At 64.4% G+C, this 12,412-nt stretch carries 12 protein-coding genes; 6 read left to right on the top strand and 6 right to left on the bottom strand.

The features are described 5' to 3' along the window. Both EZV60_RS08665 and EZV60_RS08660 read right to left on the bottom strand, forming a co-directional pair. A complete protein-coding gene (locus EZV60_RS08665; protein WP_135504412.1) occupies positions 1 to 1,257 on the bottom strand; it encodes a biopolymer transporter ExbB in 1,257 nt (418 codons plus the stop codon). A 68-nt stretch (positions 1,258 to 1,325) separates the two neighbouring features. Then, complete coding sequence (locus tag EZV60_RS08660; protein WP_167853487.1) at positions 1,326 to 1,856, bottom strand: gamma-glutamylcyclotransferase; 531 nt, start codon at positions 1,854 to 1,856, stop codon at positions 1,326 to 1,328. A gap of 69 nt (positions 1,857 to 1,925) precedes the next feature. On the opposite strand from EZV60_RS08660, the gene EZV60_RS08655 reads away from it, so the two are divergent. After that, positions 1,926 to 2,930: a DUF2125 domain-containing protein gene (locus tag EZV60_RS08655; RefSeq protein ID WP_135504410.1), complete on the top strand. Its 1,005-nt coding sequence runs from the start codon at positions 1,926 to 1,928 to the stop codon at positions 2,928 to 2,930. Positions 2,931 to 3,054: 124 nt separating this feature from the next. Here EZV60_RS08655 and EZV60_RS08650 read toward each other — a convergent pair whose 3' ends face one another. Continuing rightward, entirely contained in the window at positions 3,055 to 4,221 is a 1,167-nt protein-coding gene (locus tag EZV60_RS08650) for a DNA recombination protein RmuC (RefSeq protein WP_135504408.1), read from the bottom strand. Beyond that, entirely contained in the window at positions 4,218 to 6,059 is a 1,842-nt protein-coding gene (mutL, locus tag EZV60_RS08645) for a DNA mismatch repair endonuclease MutL (RefSeq protein ID WP_135504406.1), read from the bottom strand. Before mutL ends, EZV60_RS08650 begins: the two co-directional genes overlap by 4 nt. A 146-nt stretch (positions 6,060 to 6,205) precedes the next feature. Between mutL and EZV60_RS08640 the strand changes: the two genes are divergently transcribed. From EZV60_RS08640 to EZV60_RS08625, 4 genes are all read left to right on the top strand, one after another. After that, complete coding sequence (locus EZV60_RS08640; RefSeq protein WP_135504404.1) at positions 6,206 to 7,102, top strand: MBL fold metallo-hydrolase; 897 nt, start codon at positions 6,206 to 6,208, stop codon at positions 7,100 to 7,102. A gap of 14 nt (positions 7,103 to 7,116) precedes the next feature. After that, entirely contained in the window at positions 7,117 to 7,494 is a 378-nt protein-coding gene (locus EZV60_RS08635; RefSeq protein ID WP_135504402.1) for a rhodanese-like domain-containing protein, read from the top strand. 100 nt (positions 7,495 to 7,594) lie between these two features. Then, on the top strand, positions 7,595 to 8,275 hold the full coding sequence (locus tag EZV60_RS08630) for a hypothetical protein (protein ID WP_135504400.1): 681 nt from the start codon (positions 7,595 to 7,597) through the stop codon (positions 8,273 to 8,275). A gap of 257 nt (positions 8,276 to 8,532) precedes the next feature. Next, a complete protein-coding gene (locus tag EZV60_RS08625) occupies positions 8,533 to 9,108 on the top strand; it encodes a DUF2585 family protein (RefSeq protein ID WP_167853486.1) in 576 nt (191 codons plus the stop codon). 43 nt (positions 9,109 to 9,151) lie between these two features. Here EZV60_RS08625 and EZV60_RS08620 read toward each other — a convergent pair whose 3' ends face one another. Then, complete coding sequence (locus tag EZV60_RS08620; RefSeq protein WP_135504396.1) at positions 9,152 to 9,748, bottom strand: DUF2238 domain-containing protein; 597 nt, start codon at positions 9,746 to 9,748, stop codon at positions 9,152 to 9,154. A 259-nt stretch (positions 9,749 to 10,007) separates the two neighbouring features. Further along, complete coding sequence (locus tag EZV60_RS08615) at positions 10,008 to 11,042, bottom strand: succinylglutamate desuccinylase/aspartoacylase family protein (RefSeq protein ID WP_135504394.1); 1,035 nt, start codon at positions 11,040 to 11,042, stop codon at positions 10,008 to 10,010. Positions 11,043 to 11,223: 181 nt separating this feature from the next. Here EZV60_RS08615 and EZV60_RS08610 point away from each other — a divergent pair, with 181 nt between their 5' ends. Beyond that, positions 11,224 to 12,270: a rod shape-determining protein gene (locus EZV60_RS08610; RefSeq protein WP_135504392.1), complete on the top strand. Its 1,047-nt coding sequence runs from the start codon at positions 11,224 to 11,226 to the stop codon at positions 12,268 to 12,270. Positions 12,271 to 12,412 lie beyond the last annotated feature (142 nt).

The raw sequence follows: 12,412 nt of genomic DNA, 5'->3' as shown, positions 1-12,412 counted from the left end.
TTAGCCCTCCTGCTCCGCGCTGTCCTCGTCGGACCTGCCGCGCGGTCCCCGGGCCTGGCTGCCCCCGCCCGGACGATCCGGGCGCGCGCTTGCCATCTGCGACACGGCCCGCGACAGCGCGCCCAGATCGGTGCGTAGCTCGGTCATGGTCTCCTGCCGCCCGGCGCTGATCTCTTCGAGAATGCGCAGCATCTGCACATCGATCGAGCGCAGGCGCATGCGGCTTTCCGCATCAAGCCCTTCGCCGAAATGCTCGGCGCGCGCCTCAAGCCGGTCCAGCAATCGCTCCTGTCCCTCGGCGACGCGCAGCAGCGCAGCGTCGGTGCCGTTGCCGCCCTGCTGTTCCAGCCGCGCGGTCAGGCGTTCGACGGAATCCGCCAGCACGCCCAGCTTTTCGTCGACCATGGCGCGGCTGACATCCGATTGCGTCAGCATCATCTGCAGGCTTTCCATCTGCTCGCCCAGGTGATCGACCACCGCCGCCATCATGCCGCTGTCCTGTCCGCCCTCACCATCCCCGCCGGCAAAGCCCACGCGCGTGATGGTCGACATCCATTCTTCCAGCTCGCGGTAAAACCGGTTCTGCCCATGGCTCGCGAACAGTTCCAGCAGCCCCACCACCAGCGATCCGGCAAGCCCCAGAAGCGACGAGGCAAAGGCCACGCCCATCCCGCCCAGCTGCGCCTCGAGACCGGTCATCAGGCGGTTGAACACCTCGACCCCGCCCTCGCCGTCCTGCGGGGCAAGGCTTCGGATCGTATCGACGACCGCCGGCACCGTCGTGGCCAGGCCATAGAACGTGCCCAGCAGCCCGAGAAAGATCAGCATGTTGACGATGTAGCGCGTGATCTCGCGCTCTTCGTCGATCCGCTGGGCGACCGAGTCGAGGATCGACCGCGCCGAGCCTGACGCGATCTTGAGCCGCTTTGCGCCGCGCTGCCGCAGAAGCGTCGCAAGCGGCGCCAGCAATTGCGGCGCCTTCGACGTAGCGTCGTCCGGGCGGTCGGCGGCGAAATCCTCGATCCAGCGCACCGACCCGATCAGCTGGGTTACCTGCCAGAAACACGCCACCACGCCGATGACGAAGACGAAGACGATGAAGCCGTTGAGATACGGGTTCGCCTGGAACACCGGCAGCACCCGCGGCAGCGCGAGAAAGGCCAGCCCGCCCACCAGGGCCAGCACGACCACCATCAAGGTGATCTGCCTGAACGGCTGCGAAAACTGCGGCTCGACCTCACGGTCCGGCTGGTCCATCCGGACAACTCCCGGCACTGTTCTTCTTGCGCGCAACCCTACGCGCTGAGGGGTTTTAAGCCAAGGGCTTATGCGGTCAGCGCCCGCACCCGCCGCACCAGCCAGTCAAGGTCGCGATCGTGAATTCCCAGCTCTTCGAGATGGGCCACCGTCTGAAACAGATACTCGGTGTTTGCCCCCCGCCCACCATGGGCCCGCGCGATGATCTGCGCCTGTTCTTCAAGGTCGAGCCCGCCGCAATATTGCTCATGCTCGGCATCGACCACATAGGTCACCGCCTCAACCTGCCGCCCGTCCTGCAGATCGAGCGTCAGCCGCTTTTCCAGATAGGCAGAGGAGATCAGCTCGCGCTCGCGCAGATAGGCCAGCACGCCGTCCTCCTCGTCCTCGTGCACCGCCAGCGCTACGCCCCTGCAATAGCTTGGCACATGTGCATCGAGCGCCAGCACCAGACCGGGATTCTCGTGCGTGCCGCGATGGTGGACCGAGCGCATGCAAAAGCTGCGGTGATAGCCCGGAAGCCGCGCCAGCACCCGTTCGCGCGCCTCGAATCCGGGGTTCCACACCAGCGACCCATAGCCGAACACCCACATCGTCATTTTGCTGTTCCTTGCGCTTTTGACCGCTTAAACACCATCGTCAAAAGACATGAAAGTGGCAGAGAGCAGATGCGCAAACTCCTCATTCTCATCCTTGTGGTGGCCGGGGCCTGGGCGGGCTACTGGGCGGTGGGCTCGGCCAGCGTCCAGACCACGTTCCAGCGCTGGTTCGAAGAGCGCCGCGCCGAGGGCTGGGTGGCCGAGTACGGCGAGCTGACCACGCGCGGCTTTCCCAACCGCTTCGACACCACGATCAGCAACGTGTCGCTCGCCGATCCCGCGACCGGCCTCGCCTGGGACGCGCCCTTCTTCCAGATCTTCGCGCTCAGCTACCGGCCCAACCACATCATCGCGGTCTGGCCCAACGATCAGCGCCTCGCCACCCCGCTGCAGAAATTCGACATCGCAAGCGAGGACATGCGCGCCAGCCTCGTCACCCAGGCGAGCCCGCGCCTGCCGCTCGAACGGCTCACGCTCACCGCCACGACGCTGGCGGTCACCGAAGACGGTAAAAGCCAGCCCACCCGCGCCCAAAGCCTCACGCTCGCCGCCGAGCGCCTGGCCGGGGCCGAGGCAAGCTACCGTCTCGGGCTCAATGCCGAAGGGCTTGCGCCCGCGCTCGACTGGCGGGCGCGGCTTGATCCCGGCGGCACCCTGCCTGACGCCTTCGAGGCCTTTCGCGCCGACATGACGGTGCAATTCGACACGCCCTGGGATCTCGACGCCATCGAGGAGGCCCGCCCGCAGCCGCGCCAGATCCGCCTGCGCTTGGCAGAGGCCCGCTGGGGCCGGCTCGAACTGCAGGCGGCGGGCGAGCTTGACGTGGACACCGCCGGGCGGCCCACGGGCGAGATCGTCGTCAAGGCCCGCAACTGGCGCGAGATCCTCGGGCTGGCCGTGTCGTCCGGCGCCCTGCCGCAGGGGCTGGCAGATACGCTCGAAGACGGGCTGTCGCTCATTGCCGGGCTTGCGGGAAACCCGCGCACGCTCGATATCCCGCTCACCTTCGCGGGCGACCGCATCCGCCTCGGCCCCGTCCCCATCGGCCCAGCCCCCAGACTGATCCTGCGCTAACAAAATCCCGTTTCGTCGCGCCCTGCGGCGCGCCGACCGGGCCGCAGGCTGAAAGCCCGCCCTACTGTTGCCGCGCGCGCAACTGTTGCCGCGCGCGCAGCACATGCCGGACACGCACCCGGCCTCACTCCCGTTTCAGGGCGATCACGCTCGGCTCGGTCTCCGGGGCCAGTTCCTCGAAGTCGAAATTATCGAGCCGCCTGGCCCGCCGCCCGGCCTTGTCGGCGGAGATCTTGATGTCCGAGATATCCTTGGCCGCCTGATGGAAATGCCGGTCAAGGTTTTCAACCCGCGTGCCCAGCCGGTCCACATCCGCAAACAACAGCCCCAGCTCACGCCGGATCGCGCCCGCCTGTTCGCGCATCCGCGCGTCTTTCAGGATCGCCCGCATCGTGTTCAGCGTGGCCATGCAGGTGGTGGGCGACACGATCCAGACCCGCGCGGCGAACCCCTCGCGCACCAGTTCGGGGAAATTGGCGTGCAACTCGGCATAGACCGCCTCGGACGGCAGGAACATCAACGCGCCATCGGCGGTCTCGCCATCGAGGATGTATTTGTCGGAAATGTCTTTGATATGCTTTTTCACCGAGGTGCGCAGAAACTTCGCGGCCTCGTTCAGCTCCCAGTCGGTCGTGGCCCGGCGCAGCGCCTCATAGGCCTCCAGAGGGAACTTGCTGTCGATGGCGATGGGGCCGGGCGGGTTCGGCAAGTGGATAAGACAGTCCGCGCGCTTGCCGTTCGAAAGCGTCGCCTGCAGGGTATAGCTGTCACGCGGCAGCGCCTTGGTGACGATGTCGGTCAGCTGGATCTCGCCAAAGGCCCCGCGCGTCTGCTTGTTCGACAGGATGTCCTGCAACGACAGCACATCGCCCGACAGCTTGGTGATATTTTCCTGCGCCTTGTCGATCACCTGCAACCGCTGTTGAAGATCGCCCAAGGACTGCGCCGTACGCCGGGCCGAGCCTGAGAGATTCTCGTTCATCTGGCCCTGCACCTCGGCCAGCCGCTTTTCCATCAGCTGTAGCATCGCCGTCTGGCTTTGCGCCTGCGCTTCCGAGACATGGTGCAGACCGCCCGCCAGCCGCTCTTGCCCGTCCCCAAGCGCCTGCACGCGCTGCCCCAGCCCGGCCATCTGCGCCGCCAGCGGATCCAGCGCCCGCGCCGACCGGCCCGCCGCACGTACTGCCGCGATCAGCAGGAACAGGATCAAAAGCAGCACCGCCGCCCCGCCCAGCGCGGCCAGCACCAGCGGGTCCTCAAGGCTATAGGTCGTCTCGCCGATCGTGATCATGTGCGCCCGAACAGCCTCTCGATATCGCTCAGGTTCAGCTCCACATAGGTGGGCCGCCCGTGGTTGCATTGCCCGGAATGGGGGGTCGCCTCCATCTCGCGTAAAAGCGCGTTCATCTCCTCGGCGCTCATCCGGCGGCCCGACCGGACAGAGCCGTGACAGGCCACGCGGCTCAGGATCGCCTCGATCCGGGCCTGCAGGCTGAGCGATGCGCCCTGATCGGCCAGCTCGTCGAGAATGTCGCGCAGCATCGCCGCCGCATCGCACGGTCCAAGGATCGCGGGCGTCTCGCGCACCGCAACGCTACCGGGGCCAAAGCTTTCGATGACCAGCCCCAGCCGCGCCAGATCCTCGGCCATATCCAGCAGCGTCGCCGCCTCGGCCTCGCTCAGTTCCACGATCTCGGGGATCAGCAGCGCCTGCCCCGCAACGCCATTTTCGGCCATCTGCCGCTTGAGCCGCTCGTAAACCAGCCGCTCATGCGCGGCGTGCTGATCGACCAGAACCATGCCGCTCTCGGTCTGGGCCACGATATAGTTTTCGTGGATCTGCGCCCGTGCCGCGCCCAGCGGCCGCGCCTGCGGCTCCACCTCCTCGGCGGGCTCCACCACCTCCGGCTCGACCCGGGCCGACCACGCGCCCTCAATCTCGGCAAATCCCGGGCTTTGCGCCTGATAGGCCGTGGCGCGCGCGGCAGGCGAGGGCCTGTCCATCTGATAAATGCGCGGATTCACAGGTTCGGGCCGCATCGCGCCCAGCGTCGCCCCCGCCACGGTTGTCGACGCCCGGTGCCCCGCCTCGGCCAGCGCATGGCGCAAGCCCGACACGATCAGCCCGCGCGCCACGCCGGGGTCGCGGAACCGCACCTCGGATTTCGCCGGGTGCACGTTCACATCCACCAGTTTCGGCGCGCAGTCGAGAAACAGCGCCGCCGCCGGATGCCGGTCACGGCTCAGGAAATCATGGTAGGCCGCGCGCAACGCGCCATAAAGCATCTTGTCCCGCACAGGCCGCCCGTTCACGAAAAGATACTGCGCCACGGAACTGCCGCGCGAATAGGTGGGCAGCGCGGCGTAACCGGTCATAGACACGCCCTCGCGCTCGGCCTCCAGGCGCAGCGCGTTCTCGGCAAAATCCCGGCCCAGCACGCGCGCCAGCCGCCCGTGCAGCGCATCGAAAAGATCGCCGGTCTCGGGATCGGCGCGGAACACCACGCGCGGGTCCTTGCCCCCCGAAACGTCCCGCAGCGTGAACCCCACAAACGGCTCGGCCATCGCCAGACGTTTGATCACGTCGCCCACCGCCTGCGCCTCGGCCCGGTCCGTGCGCATGAATTTCAGCCGCGCCGGCGTGGCATAGAACAGATCGCGCAGCTCGACCCTTGTGCCGGCGTTGAACGCGGCAGGCGTCACCGCCCCCGTTCTTCCGCCCTCGACCGTGATCGCCACGGCCTCTTCGCCGCCGGCGCGCGACGTGATCTTGAGCCGCCCAACCGCGCCAAGACTGGGCAGCGCCTCACCCCGGAACCCGAAGGAATGGATATTGAGCAGATCGCTGCCGTCGATCTTCGACGTGGCATGCCGCGACAGCGCCAGCGGCAGATCCTCCGCCGTCATCCCGCAGCCGTCATCGGTCACCCGGATCAGCGTCTTGCCACCATCCGCGATGTCTATCTCGATGCGCCGCGCCCCCGCATCCAGCGCGTTTTCCACCAATTCCTTGACGGCAGAGGCCGGACGCTCCACCACTTCACCGGCGGCGATGCGATTGATCGCGCCGTCGTCAAGCTGGCGGATAACCGGTCGATCCGGGCTTATCTTGGGGCTGATATCGTTCATACCCCAAGACCTAGCATGCCTCGGCCCGATTCTGCTAGGTCGCTTTACAGTGGTGATCCGTGGCGCGACCAAGTTTTTTGTCCCAAAGGGTTGGGTTCCGGATTACATTCAATTATCTGCATGTGAAACCAAGGAAAGCGACCCCAATGTTTCACCGCACCAGCCCCTCCACCGGCCCGACCTCTCCCGAGGTGACGGGTTTTCACGACCCGGCCACCGGCTCGATCCAGTATGTCGTGGCCGATCCCACCACCCGCGAATGCGCCCTGATCGACACGGTGCTCGATTTCGACCCGGCCTCGGCCCGCACCACGACGACAAGCGCGCAAGCCGCGCTCGATTTCGTGGCCGACCAAGGCCTCACCGTGGAATGGGTGCTCGACACCCACCCGCATGCCGATCACCTGATGGCCTCGCACTGGCTGAAGGAACAGACCGGCGCGCCCAACGCCATCGGCGAAAAGACCCGCGAGATCGCCCATCTCTGGAGCGATTATTACAACCAGCACGACATCTTCGACCCCGACCGCGATTTCGACCGGCTCTTCGCCGAGGGCGACAGCTTCAAGATCGGCGAGCTTGACGTGCGCGTCATGCTCTCGCCCGGCCATACGCTCGGCTCGATCACCTATGTGGTGGGCTCCGACGCGGCCTTCGTGCACGACACCTTCATGCAGCCCGATGTCGGCACCTCGCGCGCCGATTTCCCCGGCGGCTCCTCGTCGCAGCTTTACGACAGCCTGATGCGCATCCTGGAGTTGCCCGATGACACCCGGCTTTTCATCGGCCATGACTATCCGCCCGTGGGCGACCGGAAAGAGCCCGCGTGGGAGGCGACCGTCAAGGACCACCGCGAAAACAACCCGCACCTGCAGGGCGGCACGCGCGAGGCCTACATGAACATCCGCGACACCCGCGACGCCAAGCTCGGCCTGCCCGACCGGATGCTCTATGCGCTGCAGGCCAACCTGCGCGCCGGGCAGCTCCCGGACCCCGAGGCGGACGGGCACAGGTACTTCAAGATCCCCGCGAACAAATTCTGACACCGGAGGCAGACATGAAATCCGAATTCATCGGCCCCGCCACCTTCGAGACCTGGAGCATCGACGAGGTGGCTCAGGCGTTTGAGGCCAACGAGATCGTCCTCATCGACGTCCGCACGGTCCAGGAATACGCGTTCGAGCATATCGAGGGCGCACTGCTCTTTCCGATGCCCTTCTTCGACCCGCATAAACTGCCGGGTCAGACGGAAAAGCGGATCGTGCTCCATTGCGGCTCTGGCATCCGGTCCGAGAAGATGGCCCGCGCCTGCATCGATGCCGGAATCGACCGGATCGCCCATCTGGAGGGCGGCTTCGGCGCATGGAAGAAGGCCGGGAATCCCTATATCGGCACCTCGATGAGTTCCGGCGGCCCACAGCGCGTAACCGCCTGACGTCCGGCAAGGCCCCGCCACCCGCGCGGGGCTTTGCGCTTGATGCGGCGGCCCGCCTCGCCTATCTCCGCGCCAGACCACAGGAGCAAAGGCGCGCCTTATGACCCTTTCGACCATTCAACGGCTGGACAAGATCCTTCTGGGCGTCATCGGCGCGGTGCTGGTGCTTACGGTGGGCATCTTCTTCTACAGCACGGATTTCTTCTCGCTCACCTACGCGCGCGAAGACGGGTTCGTGGAATACGGCACCGCGATCTTCCTCTTTCTGGCCAGCGTCGTGCTGGCGATGAACGCCAGATCGCTAAAGGCGCGCGGCGCGGGTCTTGCCGTTGCGTGCACGGTCTTCTACACGCTTTTGTTCTTCTTCGCGGCCGGAGAGGAAATCTCGTGGGGCCAGCGCATCTTCGGCTGGGAAACTGGCGAGACTTTCCAAGAGATCAACAAGCAGCAGGAAACCAACCTGCACAACCTGATCGTGCCGACGCCCTGGGGCGATTTCCACCTCGCCAAGACGCTCTTCGGCCCGATCCTGACCACGATCCTCCTGCTCTATCTGGTCTTCCTGCCGCTCCTTTACCCGCGCGTGGGCTGGATCAAGCGGCTGGCCGACAAATTCGCCGTCCCCGTCCCCGGTACCCGCCACGCGGTGCTCGCCCTCGCCGCCAGCCTCGTGATCGCGGCCATAGATGTCAGCCGCAAATGGGAGGTCTACGAGCTTATCTTCTCGCTTCTGGCGACGTCCATTTTCCTGCTGCCGCAGAACCGGGACAAGACGACATAAGCGGAAAAGCCTGCCCGACCGACGTGCGGCGAAGGACAGCCCTTTCGGCAGAACAGACGCTCTACGAACTCCTGGCGAAAGTCCGGTTCGAACCCAAATTGGCCATTGTGCCTGTGACGTCGATTGTCGACACACCAACAGACAGAATCTTTTTGAGATTGGTAAGTTCGCACCGCAATTGACAATCGGTTCAATTTTCTAAGCCTAGGGCGACGAGCCCACGATGGAAGTCGCGACAACATGCAAGAGCAATTCCCGTGCTGACCAAGGGTCTCTATTTGGCGGCTGCGCTCGGTGGTGTCATCGTCGCGTTGACGTTGTGGGCCTGGGGACAACCGCCGATCTGTACATGTGGATACGTGAAGCTGTGGGAAGGGTTCATCTGGTCCTCCGGGAACTCTCAGCATGTCGCAGACTGGTACACGCTCTCACATATCGTTCACGGCATGCTTATCATCTTGCTTGGGCGTCTCGCGAAAGGGCGGCTTTCTTTTTCAGCTTTGCTGATCATTGCGATCGTAACAGGCATGGCGTGGGAACTCGTCGAGCATACAGATTGGGTGCTTGGCAAGTTTCGCGATGTGACGGTTTATCAGGGTTACGAAGGTGACAGCATCCTGAACTCGGTGATGGATTACGTTTGGATGTGGGTCGGTTTCTTTGCAGCCCATGCGATCTCGACGGCGAGCGTCATCGGGCTAATTCTCGCAATGGAAGTAAGCGCGGCGATTTTCGGTCGCGACTGCCTAACATTCACGACGCTTCAAATTGTGTATCCAATCGATATCATTGATGCGTATCAACAGAAGATAAACCCGAACCGGAAGCCCTGATTTCAAACGGTCACCCCGCGAGACAACTCGAATACTTCCGATTTCAGACCTTTTTCAGCCGGATAATCGTCATAGCAAGAGCAGCGCCCAAAGCGTTGAAACATAGATCAAGAGCCGTGTTCATGTAGCCCCCGACATTGGTGTCCGGTACTGCGAGCACGGCCGAAAACTCAATCATTTCATTTACTGCGCCAAGCCCACTCGAAGCCAACGCCGGATAAACAAGTGCGGTCATAGTGTCTCTTGTTTCGGGGAAATGGCGGACCAAAAGATGATGGAGAAGCCACGCAGTAATGCCAAATCCGTAGGCATGTACCAGCTGATCGTATTTCAAGATGAACAAGCGTTCCGTATCGAAAATAGGTATCAACTCAAGATTGTAGAGGACAGCCTCTCCAATCGGCACGCCACCACCGGCCATATGTGCCAAGCCCCAGACCGACAGGGCCCAGAGCATTGACGGTGGGTATTCCGCTTTGCGCAGAGACAGTCCGATCAGCAGCATTAATGCCGCCATAGTCATAACGTAGATGATGAATTCGTAGTTACCGATGGAAAAGAACCAAATTGTGAACAACGCGATGTAGCTGATGGTAAAGAATGCGACGCACAGTTCGCTGCGTGTTGGCAAAATGGTCATGAAGAAAATGTATGGGGCTTGCCGAATTTTGGATTTGACCGATGTCAAATCAATCCACGCGGAAGGGTCGCGATGGTGGACGTGAGTACGTGCGGTAAGCTGCGTTTCACAGCAATTCGGCGGCTTTTTCCGGCTTCGTCCGCAGACCCGTCAATCAGAACGGTGCCTATGACCGGCAGCTTTTTCCGCACAGCGGACAGGGCATGATCAAAACAACCGCCGAAAAACCACGCGGCTCAACACGCCGCCGTGCACCCCTTCAGATAATCTCGTCCTCATCGTAAAGCGGCTTGGCCTCCAGATGGGCCGCCACCCCCTCGGCGGCGACGTCCGCCCGGGGCGTCTCGGCCACATGGAACAGCGCCTCGCCCTCGTAGACCGCGGGCATGTTCGACCGGCCGATCACGATCCCGTCCTCGCGGCACACGACCTCCACGTCGCGCGCGCCCAGCGGGTCCGTCACGGCGCCCAGCACGTCGCCCTCGCTCACCGCGTCGCCGATGGCCACGTAGCCGCGAAAGACCCCGGCGGCGGGCGCGCGGTACCAGCGGCTTTCATTGGCCACCACCGGCGTTACCCGGGTCCGCGGCACGCCCTTCTGCCCGATCATGCCCAGCTTGCGCATCACCCGCAGCACGCCCGCCACGCCAGCCCGCGCCGCCAGCTCATCAAGGCGCAGCCCCTCGCCGCCCTCGTAGAGCAAAACATCGACGCCCTCGCCCTCGGCGGCCAGCCGCAGCGAGCCCTCGCGCAGCTTCGAGGTCATCATCACCGGCGCGCCAAAGGCGCGGCCCAGCTCTTCCAGCCGCGTGTTGCCCGGGCTCAGCCGGATCTGCGGCAGGTTCGTGCGATGCACGGCGGCCGAATGCAGGTCAATCCCCAGATCCGACCGGCGCACCACCTCCTCCATGAAGATATGCGCCAGCCGCGAGGCCATGGACCCTTCCGCAAGTCCCGGAAAGCAGCGGTTCAGATCCCGCCGGTCGGGCAGGTACCGCGAATGGTTGAGAAACCCGAACGAATTGACGATGGGCACCGCCAGAAGCGTGCCGGCCAGCGTGTCGACGGGCCGCGCGCGCAACAGCCGGCGCACGATCTCCACCCCGATCACCTCGTCGCCGTGGATCGCGGCCGACACGAACATGACCGGCCCCGGCCTCTTGCCGTGGATCACATGGACCGACAGGTTGACCGGCGTGTGGTCCGACAGCGTGCTCACCGGCACCTCGACCGTCCGCCGTTCCCCGGGCGCCACGCTCTGCCCGCCGATCTCGAATGCCTCGCGCTTCGTCATGCGCCTCGCTTACGCAACAAAGCGCGCCCTGTCCATCCGGCGCGAAATGGCAAGATGACGCTTACAAGGGGCCAAACTGCCCCTTTCACCCGCGCGGGCGCACCACTATAAGGACGTCGGCTTGCGACTGCCCGAGTCGGAGGCCCAGAGACCTATTCAGACCACAGGACTGCCTGCACCCATGTCCATATTCGACAAGATCCCCGGCCTGTTCACCTCGGACATGGCCATAGACCTCGGCACCGCGAACACGCTTGTCTACGTCAAGGGGCGGGGCGTGATCCTGTCGGAACCCTCGGTCGTGGCCTACCACGTCAAGGACGGCGTGAAAAAAGTGCTCGCCGTGGGCGAGGACGCCAAGCTGATGCTGGGCCGCACTCCCGGCAGCATCGAGGCGATCCGCCCGATGCGCGAAGGCGTCATTGCCGATTTCGACACCGCCGAGGCGATGATCAAGCACTTCATCCGCAAGGTGCACAAGCGCTCGACCTTCTCCAAGCCCAAGATCATCGTCTGCGTGCCCCACGGCGCCACCCCGGTGGAAAAACGCGCCATCCGCCAGTCGGTGCTGTCCGCCGGCGCCCGCCGCGCGGGGCTGATCGCGGAACCCATCGCGGCGGCCATCGGCGCGGGCATGCCGATCACCGATCCCACCGGCAACATGGTCGTGGATATCGGCGGCGGCACCACCGAGGTCGCGGTGCTCAGCCTCGGCGACATCGTCTATGCCCGCTCGATCCGGGTGGGCGGCGACCGCATGGACGAGGCGATCGTGAACTACCTGCGTCGCCAGCAGAACCTTCTGGTGGGCGAGGCCACAGCCGAACGCATCAAGACTTCCATCGGCACGGCGCGCATGCCCGACGATGGCCGCGGCACCTCGATGCAGATCCGCGGCCGCGACCTGTTGAACGGCGTGCCCAAGGAAACCGAGATTTCCCAGGCCCAGGTGGCCGAGGCGCTGGCCGAACCGGTTCAGCAGATCTGCGAAGCGGTGATGACCGCACTGGAAGCGACCCCGCCGGATCTCGCCGCCGACATCGTCGACCGGGGCGTCATGCTCACCGGGGGCGGCGCGCTTCTCGGCGATCTCGATCTTGCCCTGCGCGAGCAGACCGGCCTTGCCGTCTCGATCGCCGATGACAGCCTCAACTGCGTGGCCCTCGGCACCGGCAAGGCGCTCGAATTCGAAAAGCAGCTGCGCCACGCGATTGACTACGACAGCTGAAACGCCCACCCTCTGGGGAAATGCGGTTTGCGGAAAACCTCGACGACGGAGTTTCGCGAAACGCAGCACAGCGTATACTCGTTGCACGCGCTTCGCCTTTTGCTGATGCCTCGGGTAAAGGGCGAAACGCTTTAGGGGGTAA

The organism is Roseovarius aestuariivivens, assembly GCF_004761875.1.
Lineage (GTDB): Bacteria > Pseudomonadota > Alphaproteobacteria > Rhodobacterales > Rhodobacteraceae > Roseovarius > Roseovarius aestuariivivens.
This window is presented reverse-complemented; position numbering and strand designations above follow the sequence as displayed.